This window comes from Tessaracoccus yangjingae (genome assembly GCF_055326235.1).
Map to the genome: position 1 here is coordinate 92,120 of NZ_JBUZNN010000010.1, position 17,235 is coordinate 109,354.

Here is a 17,235-nt window from a genome sequence, read left to right on the forward strand (position 1 = left end):
GCCGGTCACCGCTTCCGGTACAGCTTCTTGCTCTGGAAGACCGGCTCGCTGGTCACGTTGACGCCGAGGTTGCGGAAGATGGCCTCGTCCACCGGCCCGAGGATCACCGAGGTGTGCACGTCGCACCCCCGCAGGTGGGCGAGCTCGGCCAGCGCGCGCCGGGCGTTCTCGTCGTAGGTGGCGCCCACGGAGAGGGCGATGAGCACCTCGTCGGTGTGCAGCCGCGGGTTCGCGCTGCCCAGGTGACGGGTCTTCAGCGTCTGGATGGGCCCGATGGTCTCGGGCGCCAGGAGGTGCACGTCGTCCGGCAGGCCCGCGAGCAGCTTGAGCGCGTTGAGCAGCAGCGCCGATGAGCTGCCGAGGAGCGCCGAGGTCTTGCCGGTGACGATCGAGCCGTCCGGGAGCTGCAGCGCGGCCGCGGGGCCCTTCGTCCGGCGTTCGAGCTCCAGGGCGGGTCCGACGACGGGTCGGTCGTCGGCGCTGATGCCCAGCTTGCTCATGGTGAGCGCGATCCTGTCCGAGAGGGTGGGCTCGAGCTCGTCGCGCCGCTCGTGGACCAGCGCCTTGTAGTAGCGGCGGATGACCTCCTGCCGTGAGGCCTCCCGGCAGACCTCGTCGTCGGAGATGCACAGGCCCGCCATGTTGACGCCCATGTCGGTGGGCGACTGGTAGGGCGAGCTGCCGGTGAGCTGCTCGAACAGCAGCTTGAGCACCGGGAAGATCTCGACGTCGCGGTTGTAGTTGACGGCCTGCTCACCGTAGGCGGCGAGGTGGAAGGGGTCGATCAGGTTGACGTCGTCCAGGTCCGCCGTCGCAGCCTCGTAGGCGAGGTTGACGGGATGGTCGAGCGGCAGGTTCCAGATCGGGAAGGTCTCGTACTTGGCGTAGCCGGAGGGGATTCCGCGCTTGTGGTCGTGGTAGAGCTGGGACAGGCAGGTGGCCATCTTGCCGCTGCCCGGGCCTGGGGCGGTGACCACGACCAGGTCGCGGGTGGTCTCGATGTAGTCGTTGCGGCCGTAACCGTTGTCGCTGACGATCAGGGCAACGTCGCTGGGGTAGCCCTTGATCGGGTAGTGCCGGTACACCTTCAGCCCCAGGCGCTCGAGCTTGCGCTTGAAGGCCCGTCCCTGGCGGTGCTCGTCGGTCATCTGCGTGAGGACGACGCTGCCCACGTAGAGGCCGTAGGACCGGAACTCGTCGATCAGCCTGAGCACGTCGGACTCGTACGTGATCCCGAGATCGGCGCGCACCTTGTTGCGGGCGAGGTCGTGGGCGCTGATGACGATGACCACCTCGACCTCGTCCTTGAGCGTCTCCAGCATCGTGATCTTGTTGTCCGGGGTGAAGCCGGGCAGCACGCGGGAGGCGTGGTGGTCGTCGAACAGCTTCCCGCCGAACTCGAGGTACAGCTTGCCGCCGAAGCGCTTGCGCCGCTCGTCGATGTGCTGAGACTGGAGGGCGAGATACTTCCCGCTGTCGAACCCGATCCTGCGCGCGCTGTCCACGGACCGCGAGCCTAGCGCTTCCGCTATGCGAGCGTGGGCCGGGTCACGGAGAGCGGCAGCAGGACCTTGCCGGTGGGGCCGATCTGGATCTGGGTGTCCATCTGAGGACACACCCCGCAGTCGAAGCACGGCGTCCAGCGGCAGTCCTCCACCTCGCGCTCGTCGAGCGCGTCCTGCCAGTCCTCCCACAGCCAGTCGCGGTCGAGGCCGGCGTCGAGGTGGTCCCAGGGCAGGACCTCCTCATATCCGCGCTCGCGCGTGGTGTACCAGTCGAGGTCGACGCCGAAGGCGGCGAGCTCCTCCGCCGCGGCGGCGGTCCAGCGCTCGTAGCTGAAGTGCTCACTCCAGCCGTCGAACTTGCCGCCCTCGCGCCACACCCGCTCGATCACCCGACCGATGCGGCGATCGCCCCGCGACAGCAGGCCCTCGATCACGCCGGGCTTCCCGTCGTGGTAGCGCATGCCGATGGCCTTGCCGTAGTTGCGGTCCTGGCGGATGGTGTCGCGGAGCAGCTGGAGCCGGTGGTCGATCGTCTCCGCGCTCGCCTGCCCCGCCCACTGGAACGGGGTGTGGGCCTTCGGCACGAACCCGCCGATGGACACGGTGCACCGGATGTCGCGCGTGCCGGAGGCCTTGCGGCCGGTCTCGATCACCCGGCGCGCCAGGTCCGCGATGGCCAGGACGTCCTCGTCGGTCTCGGTGGGCAGCCCGCACATGAAATAGAGCTTCACCTGGCGCCAGCCGGAGGAGAAGGCGGCGGCGACCGTGTCGATGAGGTCGTCCTCGGTGACCATCTTGTTGATCACCTTGCGCATCCGCTCGGAGCCGCCCTCGGGCGCGAAGGTGAGCCCCGAGCGGCGGCCGTTGCGGCTGAGCTCGTTGGCCAGGTCGATGTTGAAGGCGTCCACGCGCGTCGACGGCAGGGAGAGTGAGACGTTGGAGCCCTCGTACCGGTCCGCCAACTGGCGGGTGACCTCCGCGATCTCGGAGTGGTCCGCCGACGACAGCGACAGCAGCCCGATCTCCTCCAGGCCGGTGGCCTTCAGCCCGCCGGCCACCATGGCGCCGATGGTCTCGATGGACCGCTCCCGGACCGGGCGGGTGATCATGCCCGCCTGGCAGAACCGGCAGCCGCGGGTGCAGCCGCGGAAGATCTCCACCGAGTAGCGCTCGTGCACCGTCTCGGCCATCGGCACGATGGGGTGCTTCGGGTAGGGCCACTCGTCGAGGTTCATCAGCGTGTGCTTGCGCACCTGGAACGGCACACCCTCACGGTTGGGCGCGATCCGCTGGATGCGCCCGTCGTCGAGGTAGTCCACGTCGTAGAACCGGGGCACGTAGAACGCGCCGGTGGAGGCCAGGCGAAGCAGCAGGCCGTCGCGGCCGCCCTCGCGCGCGTCGAGCTTCCACTCCCGGACGATGTCGGAGATCAGAAGCGACGCCTCCTCGCCGTCGCCCAGCACCGCGACGTCGATGAAGTCCGCGATGGGCTCCGGGTTGAACGCCGCGTGCCCGCCGGCGACGACGATCGGCTCACCGTCCTGGCGATCTGCCGCGTGCAGCGACATGCCGGCCAGGTCGAGGATGTTGAGCAGGTTCGTGTAGCCGAGTTCGGTGGAGAAGGACACACCCAGCACGTCGAACATGCCGACGGGGCGGTGCGCGTCCAGCGTGAACTGCGGCACCCGCGCCTCCCGCATCCTGGCCTCCATGTCCGGCCAGACGCAGTACGTCCGCTCGGCCAGGATCCACTCGCGCTCGTTGAGGATCTCGTAGAGGATGGCCACGCCCTGGTTGGGCTGGCCCACCTCGTAGGCGTCCGGGTAGGACAGGCACCAGCGCACGGCGACCGACTCCCAGTCCTTGACGACGGAGTTGTGCTCCCCGCCGACGTACTGGATGGGCTTGCTCACCTGCGCGAGCAGGGGCTCCAGCCGTCCGAAGAGCGAGTGGGTGGGCAGCGCGGGAAGTGTAGTCATGGCGCCGCCCAGGATAACCGCGGCTGCCGGTTTGACCTAGAGCTCGCCGAACCAGAGCGCGATCTCGTGGGCCGCCGATTCGGGCGAGTCGGAGGCGTGGACCGCGTTGCGCCGGGTGGACTCGGCGAAGTCCGCGCGCACCGTCCCGGGCTCGGCCTTGGCCGGATCCGTCGCCCCGTGCAGGGCTCGGACGCGCGCGACGGCGTCGTCGCCGGCCACCACCATGGCGATGAGGGGGCCCTCGGTCATGAACTCCCGCAGCGGGGGGTAGTACTCGCGCTCCACGTGTTCGGCGTAGTGCCGGTCCGCGAACTCCGGGTCGATCCGGCGGAACTCCATGGCGGCCAGGCGCAGCCCGGCCTCCTCGTACCGCGACACGATGGCCCCCACGTGGCCGGCCGCCACGGCGTCGGGCTTGATGATGACGAACGTCTGCTCGCTCATGTGTTGTCCCTTCCGGCCTGCGCCGCTTCCAGTCTCTTGCCGAGCACCATGCAGGTCACCCAGATCATGGCGAAGATGATCCCCATGGCATACATCCACGGGGTGAGCAGGCCCAGCCCGATGATCACCACCTGCGCCACCCACCCGACGACGTAGCCCCACCTCTTCCTGAGGCCGGCGGACGCGGCCACGCACAGCAGCGTCGTCACGGCGCACCAGGCCGCCGCGACCCAGAGGTTGACCCCTGAAACCTGGATCATGCCGATGAAGGCGAGCCAGACCACGATGATCTCGAAGACCAGCACGGACATGGCGGCCGAGCGGAGCGGGTTGCCGGGGTCGAGGGTCACGATTCATCCTTCTTCAGCAGGTCGCGGGCCTCGCCGGCCGCGATGACGGACCCCGCTACCAGGACGCCCGCCTGGGCGCTGGAGGTGTCGGCCAGCATCACGGCCAGGTCCAGGGCCTCTGCAACGGTTCGGGCGCGGTGGACCTGGTGCGTCGACCAGATCGTCTCGGCCACCGCCGCGAGGTCGTCGACAGACCGGGCCCGGGGCGAGGAGGACACCGCGGTGATCACCACCTGGTCCATCTGCTCGGCGAAGATCTCGAGCGTCTCCTCGGCGTTCTTGTCCTGCATCATCGCCACCACCCCGATGAGCGGATCGAAGGTATAGGACTCGGCGACGGCGTCGATGGTGGCGCGGGCGGCCGGCGGGTTGTGCGCCGTGTCGATGACGATGGGAGGAGACGTCCGGACCAGCTCGAGCCGGGCCGGCGCCTCGACCGCGCCCAGCGCCTCGACGATGACCTCAGGGCTGAGCGGCTGCCCGCCCAGGAAGGCCTCCACGGCCGCAACGGCCAGGGCGGCGTTGCGGGCCATGTGCTCCCCGAAGAGGGGTAGGAAGATGTCGGCCACCGGGCCGCCCGCGGTGTCGATCCGCAGCAGCTGGCCGCCGACGGCGAGGCTGCGGTCCAGGAGCCCGAAGTCCGGCCCCTCGACCTTCACGGGGGCGCCCACCTCGATGGCCCGCTCCAGCAGCACCCGCGCGGCCGCCGGGTCCTGGCCGGCCAGCACCGCCGTCGACCCGTGCTTGATGATGCCCGCCTTCTCCCCCGCGATCTCCACGATGGTGGAGCCGAGGATGTGCATGTGGTCCAGCCCGATGGGCGTCACCACCGCAACCGCGGCGTCCGCGATGCTCGTGGCGTCCCATCGACCGCCGAGACCCACCTCCATCACCGCCACATCGACGGGGGCGTCGGCGAAGGCCGCGTAGGCCATGCCGGTGATCACCTCGAAGAATGTCATCGCGACGCCGTCCAGCTGCTGCTCGTCGACCATGGCCACGTAGGGTTCGATGTCGCGCCAGACCTCGTCGAAGCGCTCCTCGCTGATGGGCTCCCCGTCGATGCTGATCCGCTCGCGCACGTCGCTGAGATGTGGGCTGGCGAACCTGCCCGTGCGCAGCCCGGCCGACCGCAGGAGCGTCTCGATCATGATCGCGGTGCTGCCCTTGCCGTTAGTGCCGGCCACCTGGATCACGGGGAAGGCCCGCTGCGGGTCCCCGAGAAGGTCGACGAGGGCCGCGATGCGGGTCAGGCTGGGCGCCACCCGGTGCTCGGGCCAGCGGCTGGTCAGGGCGGCTGTCAGCTCGGCGTGCGTGGAGTGAGTCATCGTGGCCCCAGCCTAGTGGCGGCCCGCAGCGGCACGGGCATCCTCCGTCGAGCGGCAGGACGGCGCACGGGTCCGGTTGAGCGTCGCGGTTAGGATGACCTCGTATCAGCCGCCCGGCCTGGCCGGGCATCTGACTGCCTTCATCACGCCCCACAGAGGAGCTTCGTCCTATGGCCAACAATTCGCAGATGAGCAAGCGTGCGGCGCTGCGCCAGCAGCAGGAGCTGGAGGAACGCACCAAGCGGACCCGGCGCATCCTCGCCGTCGGGGCAGGGCTGGTGGCGGTCACGGTCGTCGCGGTGCTCGCCATCGTGATCATGCAGGCCCTTGCCAAGCAGGCGCCCGTCGCCACGGAACAGCTGACGCCGCCCAACGCCACGGAGTCGACGGGCATCGTCCTGGCCGGCAAGCAGCCGCAGGAGGGAACGCCGCACCTCGTGGTCTGGGAGGACTTCCAATGCCCGGCGTGTGCCGCGCGTGAGGAGAGCTACGGCCCCGTCATCGAGCAGCTGGTCGCCGACGGCTCCATCACCGCCGAGATCCGTACCGCCTTCTTCCTCGACGCCGGCCTCCGCAACGACTCGTCCAAGCGCGCCGCACTGGCTGCTGCCGCCGCCGACGAGGTGGGCGCGTTCGACGAGTTCCACCGCGTGGTGTACGCCAACCACCCTGCGCAGGAGGGCACGGGCTTCACCGAGCAGCAGCTCCGGGTGGACTTCCCCACCCTTGCCGGGATCGAGGGCGACAACCTGACCCGCTTCCAGGAGCTGTACGACACCCGCGCCTTCAACGACTTCACGGACAAGGCCAACCAGAAGTTCAACGACGACCAGATCGGCGCCACCCCCACCTTCCTGGTGAGCGGGCAGCAGCTGGAGTTCTACAACCAGGAGACCCAGGAGGTGCTGATCCAGCCCACCGCCGAGTCGATGATGGCGGCCATCACCGCCGCGTTCGAGGCCGGGGGCCAGCAGCTCGAGAGCTGACCAGACGACGGTTCGGGAGGGCGCGCGCGGCCCATTAAGATCGGGTCCCATGACCGATCCGAACGCGTCGACGCGCGCCCTCCCCGACAAGCCCGTCCTCGAAGGCCTCGAGGCCAAGTGGGGCCAGGTATGGGCAGGGGAAGGCACCTACGCGTTCACCCGGCCGTCGAGCCGCGACGAGGTGTTCAGCATCGACACGCCCCCGCCCACGGTCTCGGGCTCGCTCCACGTGGGCCACGTGTTCAGCTACACCCACACCGACACGGTGGCCCGCTACCAGCGGATGCGCGGCAAGCACGTGTTCTACCCGATGGGCTGGGACGACAACGGGCTCCCCACCGAGCGGCGGGTGCAGAACTACTACGGCGTGCGGTGTGACCCGTCCATCGCCTACGACGCGGACTTCCAGCCCCCCGCGAAGCCGGACCCCAAGCGTCAGGTCCCGATCAGCCGCGCCAACTTCATCGAGCTCTGCCACGAGCTGACCGCCGTCGACGAGCAGGCCTTCGAGGACCTGTGGCGCCAGCTCGGCCTGTCGGTGGACTGGTCCACGCTCTACACCACCATCTCGGCGGACTCCCAGGCCGTGGCGCAGAAGGCGTTCCTGCGCAACCACGCCCGCGGCGAGGCCTACCTCAGCTACGCGCCCACGCTGTGGGACGTGACCTTCCACACCGCGGTCGCACAGGCTGAGCTGGAGGCCCGCGAGTACCCGGGCGCCTACCACCGCGTGGCCTTCCATCGCGAGGGGGGCGAGCCGGTGCACATCGAGACCACGCGCCCGGAGCTGCTGGCATCGGTGTGCGCGCTCATCGCGCACCCGGACGACGAGCGCTACCAGCCGCTCTTCGGCACCACGGTCACCTCACCCCTCTTCGGCGTGGAGATCCCGGTCCTGGCGCACGAGGCGGCGGAGCCGGACAAGGGCGCAGGCATAGCCATGTGCTGCACCTTCGGCGATCTCACCGACGTCACCTGGTGGCGCGAGCTGAACCTCCCCACCCGCACGGTGATCGGCCGCGACGGCCGGATCCAGGGTGAGACCCCCGAGTGGATCGTGAACGCCGCCGCCTTCGAGGCCATCGCGGGCAAGACCGCGTTCTCGGCCCGCGAGGCCACCGTCGCGATGCTGCGCGAGAGCGGAGACCTCGACGGGGAGCCGAAGCCCACCACCCGCATGACCAACTTCTACGAGAAGGGCGACAAGCCGCTCGAGATCGTGGCCACGCGCCAGTGGTACATCCGCAACGGCGGCCGCGACGAGGACATCAAGCAGACCATGCTCGCGCGCGGGCGGGAGCTGAAGTGGACGCCGGAGCACATGTCGCACCGCTACGAGAACTGGGTGGGCGGCCTCAACGGGGACTGGCTGATCTCGCGTCAGCGCTTCTTCGGGGTGCCGTTCCCCGTCTGGTACCGCCTGGACGCCGACGGCGAGCCCGACTACGACGCCCCCATCGTCGCCGACGAGGCAACTCTGCCGATCGATCCGGTCACGGACTGCCCGCCCGGCTTCACGGCTGAGCAGCGGGACCAGCCGGGCGGGTTCATGGCGGACCCGGACGTCATGGACACCTGGGCCACGTCGTCGCTCACGCCCCACCTGGCCACCGGCTGGGAGCGCGACGACGAGCTCTTCTCGCTCACGTTCCCGATGGACGTGGCGCCGCAGGCCCACGACATCATCCGCACCTGGCTGTTCAGCCGCGTGGTGCGCGCCCACTTCGAGAACGGCTCGCTGCCGTGGAAGCGGGCCACCATCTCCGGCTTCGTGGTGGACCCGGACCGCAAGAAGATGAGCAAGTCCAAGGGCAACGTGGTGGTGCCCACCGACATCCTGGACAAGTACGGCTCCGACGCGGTGCGGTGGCGCGCGGCGATGGCCCGGCCCGGCATGGACTCGCCGTTCGACGAGACCCAGATGAAGGTGGGGCGCCGCCTCGCCATGAAGATCCTCAACGCGGGCAAGTTTGTGCTCACCATGGCCGAGAACCCGGGCGGCGTCCCGGCCGTGACGAACCCCGTCGACCTGGCGATGCTCGCCGGGCTGCGGGCCGTGGTCGAGGCCGCCACAAGCTCGTTCGAGGAGTTCGACTACACCGGAGCCCTCGAGGCGACGGAGTCCTTCTTCTGGTCCTTCTGCGACGACTACCTGGAGCTGGTCAAGGAGCGCGCCTACGGCGCCCAGTCCCCCGCCGAGCAGGCGTCGGCTCAGGCGGCGCTGGCGCTTGCGCTCGACGTCCAGCTGCGGCTGTTCGCGCCCATCCTGCCCTTCGTGACCGAGGAGGTGTGGCGGTGGACCAACGACACCTCCGTGCACCTCGCCCCCTGGCCCACGGTGGACGAGCTACCGTCGGGTGACGCCACCCTCATCGCGGATGTGGCCACCGCGCTCATCGCCATCCGGGGCGCGAAGTCGACGGCCAAAGTGTCGATGAAGGCGGAGGTGGCGCGGGCGGCGTTCTCCGGCCCCGCGGCCGTGGTGGCGCGCCTGCGCACCATCGAGGCGGACCTCCGCGCGGTGGGCCGGCTCGTGGGCGAGGTCACCTGGGCCGACGTCGAGGCACCCCTCGGCGTCGAGGTGGAGCTCGCGCCCCCTGCCGATCACTAACCTTCGGGTGCTTGTCACACCTAAATAGGCATTGAACACACAATTTCCTGTGAACCCCTTGTGGGGAATTGTGTGTTCTGCCTAAGCTCCCCGTAGATCGATCTACAGCCCCTCCTGTCGGCGCCGACCGGAGGGCCCCCTGCAGTCTCTGTCCGAGGAGATCACCCATGTCCCCCACCCGACGACGGGGCGCGGCCATCAGCATCGCCGCCGCCCTGACCCTTCTCTCGACGGCCGTCGTGCCGGCGTTCAACCAGCTGGCCGCGGCCGACGGCCCAGACCTCAGCGTGTGTCCCTGGATGGACACCACGCTCACGGCGGATCAGCGCGCGCAGCTGCTGCTCGACGCGAGCTCGCAGCATCAGAAGTACCGCTGGATGAACGAACACTCCGCCAACTCCCCCACCCAGACGGTGTTCTCGGGCGGTGTGCAGTACCCCGCTCAGCTCCCGTGCACTCCCCGCGTCGTGTATGCCAACGGCGCCGAGGGCGTCCACAACAAGGCCGGCACGACGGCGTGGCCGGCCCCCATCGCCATCGCCGCGACCTTCAACGAGGCCCTGGGCGAGACCAAGGCCGCCATGCAGGGATCGGAGGCGTTCGACGGCGGCAACGCCGTCATCCTCGGCCCCGGCATCGCCTCCGGCCGCACCCCGCTGTCGGGCCGCACGCCCGAGTACTTCGGCGAGGACCCGGTGCTCAGCGGTGTCATGGGCGCCGCCGCGGTCCGCGGGCTCGAGGACGGCAACCCGGGCAAGGGCGTCATCGCCAACCCGAAGCACTTCGTGGGCAACGAGCAGGAGCTGGACCGGCAGTCCAGCTCGTCGAACATCGACGAGCGCACGCTCCAGGAGCTGTACGTCCTTCCCTACGAGATCGCCGTGCGCGAGAGCGACCCCGATTCGGTGATGTGCTCCTACAACCAGATCAACGGGATCTGGGCGTGCGAGAACCCGATCATGAACGAGGATCTCAAGGACCGGATCGGCTTCAACGGCTACGTGATGAGCGACTTCGGCGCCGTGCACTCCACCGCCGACGCACTCAACGCCGGCCTCGACCAGGAGCTGAACCGGCCGATCTGGTTCACGCCAGAACGCCTCGACGCGGCCCTGGACGCCGATGAGATCACCCAGGACGCGATCGACGAGGCCGCCTTCCGGGTTGTCCGGGCCTACATCAACGTCGGCCTGTTCGACAACCCCGTCCCCTCGCCCGGGCTGACCGGGGTCTCCACCGCCGAGCACAAGGCCGTGGCCCGCGAGCTGGCCGAACAGAGCACCGTCCTGCTGAAGAACGACGACGTCCTCCCGCTGGGCAAGGCACCGAGCGTGGCCATCCTCGGTCCCACCGCCTCGTTGCTCCCCAACGATGCCCTCGTGACCGCCAAGAGGGCCTGCGCGGCCAACGGCTTCCGCGGGAACGCCCCCCTGCTGAACTGCGATGCACTTGTCGACCCGCTGACCTCGATCACCGAGCGTGTCGAGGCCGCCGGCGGTTCTGTCGTGTTCAACGACGGTGACGTGCCCGCCGAGGCCGCCGCACTGGCCGCCTCCGCCGACGTGGCGATCGTGTTCGGCCATATCGGCATGGGCGAGTTCTCCGACATCACCGATATCCGCCTCGACCACAACGGTGATGCTCTCGTCGAGGCAGTCGCGGCGGCCGCCGAGCGCACGGTCGTGGTGCTCAACTCCGGCACCGCCGTCGAGATGCCCTGGATCGACGACGTCGACGCCGTCCTCCAGGCCTGGTACGGCGGCGAGCAGTTCGGCCCCGCCCTGACCGGCATCCTGTTCGGCGACGTGAACCCCTCGGGCAAGCTCCCGATGAGCTTCCCGAAGTCGCTGGCCGACACGCCGACCTCCACCCCGCAGCAGTACCCCGGCATCTTTGCCAACGGCTCCACTGTGCGGGCACAAGGCTCGACCGAGATCCGCCAGGTCAACTACACCGAGGGCCTCAAGGTGGGCTACCGCTGGTACGAGGCTGAGGACATCGACCCGCTCTTCGCCTTCGGCCACGGCCTGTCCTACACGGACTTCGAGTACTCGAAGGTCAACGTGACCCCGAAGAACAGCGACGGGTCCACGGCCATCCGGGTCAGCTTCCGGATCACCAACACCGGCAAGGTGGCGGGCACCGACGTGGCGCAGGCCTACGTCGACCTGCCCGCATCGGCGGACCTGCCCTCGCAGCGCCTGGTGGGCTGGGAGCGGGTCACCCTCAAGCCCGGTCAGCACAAGAACGTGACGATCGAGCTCACCCGTGAGGACCTGGCCAACCGGCACCTCCTACAGGTCTGGGACGTCGAGTCCGACGGCTGGGTCACCCCCACCGGCACCGTGTCGTTCCGCGTCGGCGGCGCGTCCGACGATCTCTCGGCCCCGGTGTCGATGACGCTGCGCTGAGCTGATCCCGGCGGTATCCCGCCGGGTGATGGAGGGGCGGGTCGCGCGTGCGGCCCGCCCCTTCGCCGTCCGGTCCGGCCGACCACTACGCTGACAGCCACACCCCGAGCAAGGAGAAGCCATGGCGGTTCGTGCCAACGCCACGATCGCCGACGTGGCCGTGCAGGCCGGAGTGTCCCGCGCCGCCGTGTCGAAGGTGATCCGCAACGCGTACGGGGTCAGCGACGACATGCGCAGCCGGGTCGAGGCCGCCATCGAGGTGCTCGGCTACCGACCCAGCGTCGCGGCCCGCGCGATGCGTGGATCCAGCTTCACCCTGGGCGTCGAGCTGCCCACCCTGGCCAACAACCTGTTCGACTCGGTGGTCCAGGGCGCGATGGCCCAGCTCAGTTCCACCGACTACCAGCTGATCATCGCCCCCGCCGGTCCGGATCACGACAACGGGCCCAAGGCGATCCAGGCCCTCGCCGACCGGCAGGTGGACGGCATCCTGGCCGTCTCACCCGCCGTCGCGCCCGACTGGTTGGAGGCGCTCGGCCGCTCGGTTCCGCTGGTGATGCTGGGCCGACACGATCAGGCCCAGCACTACGACACCGTCGTGGGCGATGACCTTCAAGGCAGCCGGCTGGCCGTGGACCACCTCATCGGGCTGGGGCACCGCCGGATCGCGCACGTCACCCTGACACCGGAGGCCGAGCGGAACCTGCCCCAGGCGCCCCACGCGCTGCGCACCGAGGGTTACCGGGCGACCATGCACGCCGCCGGGCTCGACGACTTCACTCGCGTCGTGCACGTGTCCCCCACCGAAGAGGCGACGTATCGCGCCGCGCTCGCGCTGCTGGACGAGCCGCACCCGCCCACCGCGATCGTCGCCGGGCACGACGAGCTGGCGATGGGCGTGCTCAGCGCGGTTGCGGAGCGCGGCCTGACGCCGTCCCAGTGCTCGGTGGTGGGCTACGACGACACCAACATCGCCGCCCATGCGCTGGTCTCGCTGACCAGCGTCAATCAGTGCGCCCCGGAGATGGGCGCGGCGGCCGTGCAGATGCTGCTCGAGCGCATCGACGGCCGCACAGCCCCGGTGCACCGGATGTTCACGCCCTCGCTGGTGGTGCGCCGCTCCAGCGCGCCCCCGCCCATCGGCTAGAGGCCCAGCCTGGCCAGGTAGGCGTTGATGAACCGCCGGGCCGGGTCCATCCGGCCGAGCAGCGCGGCGAAGTCCGCCCAGCGCGGGTACCGGGCGGCCACCTCGTCGCCGGGCAGGGTGAACACCTTGCCCCAGTGGGGGCGCGCCGTGGCCGGCAGCGCGGCCTCCAGTTCGGGCAGGAGTGCGCGCACCGCCGCCTCGTCTGGCTTCCAGGTGAAGTGCAGCCCCACCGTGTCGGAGCCGTAGGCCGGGGAGAGCCACAGGGTGTCCGCGGCCATGGTGCGGATCTCGCAGACGAACAGCAGCGGCGAGATGCGCTCCGCCATCCGCGCCACCGCCTCCACCGCCGCGACAGCATCAGTCCGCGGCACCAGATACTCCGACTGCAGCTCGGCACCCACCGACGGGGTGAACTCCAGCCGGAAGTGGGGCAGGCGGTCGTACCAGGGGCCGTACTCACCCAGCTGCGGCGTGCAGGGAGTCGGGTCGATGCCCGCGATGGGATGCCGCGGCCCGTCGGAGGGCCGGCCCCCGGCTGCGACGATCCCGCCCACCTCGGGCTCCCCCGCCGACTTCACCCACACCTGCGAGACGACGGCGGGGTCCTGCCAGGTGGTGAACATGCTGACGCTGTCCCCGGCGCCCGTCACCGCAGACAGGTCGTCTAGCACCGCGTCGAGGCGCACGCCTTCGAACACGCGCTGCGCCACCGGCCGGGCCGGGGCGACGTCCAGCTCGACGTGCGTCAGAACCCCCAGCGCACCGAGCCCGACGACGGCGCCGTCGAAGTCCGCGTCACCCCGCGCGAGGCGGACCAGCTCGCCGCGACCGTCCACCAGGTCCAGCGCGGAGATCTGCGTGGCCAGCGAGCCGATCCGGTCCCCGGAGCCGTGCGTGCCAGTCTGGACCGCGCCCGCCACCGAGATGTGTGGCAGCGAGGCCAGGTTGGCCAGCGCCACGCTCTCTGCGCGCAGCGCGGGGACCAGGTCCCCGTAGCGGAGCCACGCCGGGACCCGGAAGGTCCCGTCGGACACCCTCGCAGGGCCCTCCGTCCGCAACCGGGCCAGGGAGACCTGCACCCCCGAGGTGTCGGCGATGTCGTTGAAGCAGTGCCGCGACCCCACCACCCGCACGCGCTCTTCGGAGCGCACCAGCTCTTGCAGCTCCTCGATGGAGGTGGGCTCTGCCAGGCGCGTGGCCGAGTAGGTGATGTTTCCCGCCCAGTTCGTGGTCATGCCCGGTCCGCCTTACGTGCGAAGCGGGCCGCGTCCAGCTGCGGTGCCCGCGCGGCGGGGCGCTCTTCCAGGCGCCCGAGCGCCTCGTCGATCGCCCGGTCCAGCTGGACGTCGCCATCGGACTCCCACTCGGCGGGCCCCGTCTCCACCACGATGTCGGGGTCCACGCCGTGGTTCTCCAGGCCGAACCCGTACCGGTCGAACGCGATCCAGTACCGCGGCTGGGTGACCTCCGTGCCGTCCACCAGCGTGAACCGCCCGTCGATGCCGACCACGCCGCCCCAGGAACGCTCCCCGACGACCGGGCCCAGCCCCAGCTCCTGGGCCGCGGCCGTGACGATGTCGCCGTCCGATCCGGCGTAGGCGTTGGTGAGGAACACCACCGGGCCTCGCGCCGCCTGGCTGGGGTAGGTGGTGACGTCGTCGTGGTGCCGGGCGCCGTTCCAGCCCACGGCCCGCCTCGACAGGCGCTCGATGACCAGCTCGGAGGTGTGCCCGCCGGCGTTGAACCGGACGTCGACCACGACGGCCTCGCAGCGCATGGCGGCGTCGATGAGGCGGTGGAACTCGGCCCATCCCCTGGCCACCATGTCCGGCACGTGCACGTAGCCGACGCGGCCCCCCGAGCGGGCCCGGGTGTAGGCCACCCGGCCCGCCACCCACTCGTGGTAGCGCATCGGAGCCTCGCTGGAGGTGGGCACCACGGCGACCCGCCTGCGCTGGCGGCCCTGCACGAGTGTGAGCTCCACTACCTTGTCGGCCGCACCCTGGAGGAGCGCGCCGATGCTCGCCACGTCGGCGGTGGATCGGCCGTCCACCGCCGCGATCACGTCGCCCGGCTGGGCCGCGACACCGGCGGCCCTCAGCGGTGACCGCGCGGACGGGTCCGAGGTCTCACCCGGCAGGATGCGGGCGATCACCACCTCGCCCTTGGCGTTGCGCGAGTACTCGGCGCCGAGGAACGCCACGTGCCCGCCGTCGTGGTGGTGCGACGGCCCGTCCACGTAGGCGTGCGAGGTGTTGAGCTCCCCGACGGTCTCCCACAGCACGTCGACCAGCTCGTCGTGGGTGGTGATGCGGTCCAGCAGCGGGCGGTAGCGGGCGACGGCGGCCGCCCAGTCCGTGCCATCGAAGTCCTCGCGCCAGAAGTGGTCGCGCATGAGGCGCGAGTTCTCCTCGAACATCTGCCGCCACTCGGCCCGCGGGTCCAGCTCGCGGCGCAGGCGGCCGAGGTCCACCGGGATCTTGGCGTCGTCGCCGTCGGGCTCGTGGTTCGCCTGCTGGACCCAGATCTCGTCCCCGTTGCGCACCACCAGTCGTTCGCCGTCGCCGCTGACGGCCGCGCCGTCGCAGCCCTCGACCACCACGGTGAGCTTGCGGGTCTTGAAGGAGAAGTGCTCGATGTGGTCCTTGACCTCTCCCTCGACCCCGGCCCGCACCGCCCCCAGCTCCCCGGTGGAGCGGAGCGCCAGCCAGACCAGGCCGTCCTTGGCGGCCTGGAGCGACGCGTAGCGGGCCGAGGCGACCGGCAGCGGCACCATCCGGTCCTCCACGCCGTCGAGGTCGAAGACCACCGACGGCGGGGCGTCCTCCGCCTGCTCCTTGGGGTCGGCGTCCTTCTTCTGCTCGTCCTTCTTGTCCTCGTCCTTGTCGTCGGGCTCGCTGATGGGCCAGCCGTCGGCCGACGGTCCGAACGGGGCGGGCTCGGTGGCGCGCAACGGCACGAGCCACGGCCTGGTGGAGTTGGTGAACGACAGGTCGAATCCGAGCTCGTCGTAGGTGGGGTCGATGGTGCGGCTGGAGAGGAAGCACAGGTACTTCCCGTCCGGCGTGAACACCGGGGAGAAGTCGTTGAACTGCCCGCGGGTCAGCGTGAAGGACGACTCCTCAGTGAGGTCGTATCCGACGAGCTGGCCGAGCATGCCCTCGTGCGCCACGGCGTTGCGCCAGACGAGGTAGCGGCCGTCCGGCGACCACGTGAGCCCGGTGGGCTCGCCGACCGGCGAGCGGCCCACCCGCTTGGCGGACCCTCGGGCCACGTCGACAACGGAGACGGTGCCGTCGTGGCTGCCGACGGCCACCTTGGTCCCCTCCGCGTTGGGTTCGAGCGTCATGACGCGGCCGAGCCGGCCGGCCGCGAGCCTCCGGGCGGGCCCGTAGCCGTCGAGCTGGCGCACCTCCAGCGCGTCCTCGCCGGTCTCGTCGGTCACCCACACGCCCCGCCCGGTCTGCGCCAGGAAGTGGGGCTCCCGGATCCTCGCACCGGGGGTGTCGGCCACGGCCCGCGCGGGCCCGCCGCGATGCGTCAGCAGGTAGGCCGCCCCACGCCACTCGATCAGAGACGAGTCGCCGCCGTGGTCCGGCGCGATGGTTTCGAGGCGGTCGGTGGGGGCCACCGGGATGGGCTGGGGGCGTCCCACGGGGACGGTGATGTCCAGGACCTGGGGCTCGGCCTTGAGGGAGGCCATGTAGTGGAGGCGGCCGCGCGAGTGGTAGACCACCGCCTGGCCGTCCGTGGTGGCGTCGCGGACGTAGCCCTGTTCGGGGGTGTGGTGCGTGTGCTGGCGGAGATCCTTGCCTGCGGAGTTGACGGACCACACCTGGGCCTGCACGTCCGGGCCGTCGCCGAGGTCCGAGGTGAACATCAGCCGTTCCCCCACCCAGGCGGGCCAGAACATGCCGGCGGTCACGTCCGGGAGGAGGCGCTTCCAGTCTCCCCCACCGTCGGGCGAGAGGTGGAGCCGGGCCGCCATGCCGCCTCGGTAGCGCTTCCATCCCGACGGGTCGCGGAAGTTCGCCGACGCCACAGCCACGCGCCCCTTCCGGTGCACGGCGGCGGAGGTGGCCAGGCCCCAGGGCAGGCGCGTCAGCTCCCCTTCCAGGGAGAGCGAGTACATCGAGGAGTCCACGCGGTGGAAGCCCTGGTGCTGGGAGCAGAGCAGGATGTGGTCCGCGTCGAGCCAGCCGGAGACGAGCATGGGCCTGCCGCTCAGCCAGGTGAGCCGCCTCGTGCCGCCGTCGAGGTCCACCACGTAGGCATCCCATCCGCCGTTGGTGGTGGCGGTGAACGCCACCCGCGCGCCGTCCGGCGACAGCCGCGGGTTGCGCGGAGTCTCCTCGCCCAGCGTGATGCGCGACGCGCGGCCCCCCTCCAGCGAGCCCAGCCAGAGGTCGTCATCAGCGACGAAGACGACGGTGTCGCGGTTGAGGTGGGGAAAGCGCAGGTAGCCATCAGTCAC

Annotated in this window: 11 protein-coding genes; 4 read left to right on the plus strand and 7 right to left on the minus strand. The window is 70.4% G+C overall.

What is annotated here, in order from left to right:
• Positions 1–5 precede the first annotated feature (5 nt).
• The 5 genes from ACZK5D_RS13640 to ACZK5D_RS13660 are packed head-to-tail and all read right to left on the minus strand — an operon-like array spanning position 6 to position 5,606.
• Positions 6–1,505 carry a DUF1846 domain-containing protein gene (locus ACZK5D_RS13640; protein ID WP_463665662.1) on the minus strand — a complete coding sequence of 500 codons (1,500 nt, stop codon included), beginning with the start codon at positions 1,503–1,505 and terminating at the stop codon, positions 6–8.
• Positions 1,506–1,528: 23 nt separating this feature from the next.
• Entirely contained in the window at positions 1,529–3,466 is a 1,938-nt protein-coding gene (locus tag ACZK5D_RS13645) for a TIGR03960 family B12-binding radical SAM protein (protein WP_458996509.1), read from the minus strand.
• 54 nt (positions 3,467–3,520) lie between these two features.
• A complete protein-coding gene (gene ndk / locus ACZK5D_RS13650) occupies positions 3,521–3,928 on the minus strand; it encodes a nucleoside-diphosphate kinase (RefSeq protein ID WP_458993526.1) in 408 nt (135 codons plus the stop codon).
• On the minus strand, positions 3,925–4,278 hold the full coding sequence (locus ACZK5D_RS13655; RefSeq protein ID WP_458993525.1) for a DUF4233 domain-containing protein: 354 nt from the start codon (positions 4,276–4,278) through the stop codon (positions 3,925–3,927). Before ACZK5D_RS13655 ends, ndk begins: the two co-directional genes overlap by 4 nt.
• The gene (locus ACZK5D_RS13660; RefSeq protein WP_463665663.1) at positions 4,275–5,606 is read right to left on the minus strand and encodes a bifunctional folylpolyglutamate synthase/dihydrofolate synthase; all 1,332 of its coding nucleotides are present in this window, start codon (positions 5,604–5,606) and stop codon (positions 4,275–4,277) included. Before ACZK5D_RS13660 ends, ACZK5D_RS13655 begins: the two co-directional genes overlap by 4 nt.
• A gap of 188 nt (positions 5,607–5,794) precedes the next feature.
• On the opposite strand from ACZK5D_RS13660, the gene ACZK5D_RS13665 reads away from it, so the two are divergent.
• The 4 genes from ACZK5D_RS13665 to ACZK5D_RS13680 all read left to right on the plus strand — a co-directional run bounded on the left by ACZK5D_RS13665 (position 5,795) and on the right by ACZK5D_RS13680 (position 12,761).
• The gene (locus ACZK5D_RS13665) at positions 5,795–6,592 is read left to right on the plus strand and encodes a DsbA family protein (RefSeq protein ID WP_463665664.1); all 798 of its coding nucleotides are present in this window, start codon (positions 5,795–5,797) and stop codon (positions 6,590–6,592) included.
• A 49-nt stretch (positions 6,593–6,641) separates the two neighbouring features.
• Entirely contained in the window at positions 6,642–9,203 is a 2,562-nt protein-coding gene (valS, locus tag ACZK5D_RS13670; RefSeq protein WP_463665665.1) for a valine--tRNA ligase, read from the plus strand.
• Between the two features lie 167 nt (positions 9,204–9,370).
• A complete protein-coding gene (locus ACZK5D_RS13675; protein WP_463665666.1) occupies positions 9,371–11,614 on the plus strand; it encodes a beta-glucosidase family protein in 2,244 nt (747 codons plus the stop codon).
• 121 nt (positions 11,615–11,735) lie between these two features.
• Positions 11,736–12,761: a LacI family DNA-binding transcriptional regulator gene (locus tag ACZK5D_RS13680; protein WP_458993520.1), complete on the plus strand. Its 1,026-nt coding sequence runs from the start codon at positions 11,736–11,738 to the stop codon at positions 12,759–12,761.
• On the opposite strand, the gene ACZK5D_RS13685 is transcribed toward ACZK5D_RS13680, so the two are convergent.
• Together ACZK5D_RS13685 and ACZK5D_RS13690 are read right to left on the minus strand one after the other, a co-directional pair.
• The gene (locus ACZK5D_RS13685) at positions 12,758–13,996 is read right to left on the minus strand and encodes a D-arabinono-1,4-lactone oxidase (RefSeq protein WP_463665667.1); all 1,239 of its coding nucleotides are present in this window, start codon (positions 13,994–13,996) and stop codon (positions 12,758–12,760) included. The genes ACZK5D_RS13680 and ACZK5D_RS13685 overlap by 4 nt on opposite strands.
• A complete protein-coding gene (locus ACZK5D_RS13690) occupies positions 13,993–17,235 on the minus strand; it encodes a S41 family peptidase (RefSeq protein ID WP_463665668.1) in 3,243 nt (1,080 codons plus the stop codon). The genes ACZK5D_RS13685 and ACZK5D_RS13690 overlap by 4 nt, the downstream gene beginning before the upstream one ends.

Coding starts and splice junctions, on each gene's coding strand:
- ndk (WP_458993526.1), bottom strand. CDS start 3,928: ATGAGCGAGCAGACGTTCGTCATCATCAAGCCCGACGCCGTGGCGGCC.
- ACZK5D_RS13675 (WP_463665666.1), top strand. CDS start 9,371: ATGTCCCCCACCCGACGACGGGGCGCGGCCATCAGCATCGCCGCCGCC.
- valS (WP_463665665.1), top strand. CDS start 6,642: ATGACCGATCCGAACGCGTCGACGCGCGCCCTCCCCGACAAGCCCGTC.
- ACZK5D_RS13680 (WP_458993520.1), top strand. CDS start 11,736: ATGGCGGTTCGTGCCAACGCCACGATCGCCGACGTGGCCGTGCAGGCC.
- ACZK5D_RS13665 (WP_463665664.1), top strand. CDS start 5,795: ATGAGCAAGCGTGCGGCGCTGCGCCAGCAGCAGGAGCTGGAGGAACGC.
- ACZK5D_RS13685 (WP_463665667.1), bottom strand. CDS start 13,996: ATGACCACGAACTGGGCGGGAAACATCACCTACTCGGCCACGCGCCTG.
- ACZK5D_RS13660 (WP_463665663.1), bottom strand. CDS start 5,606: ATGACTCACTCCACGCACGCCGAGCTGACAGCCGCCCTGACCAGCCGC.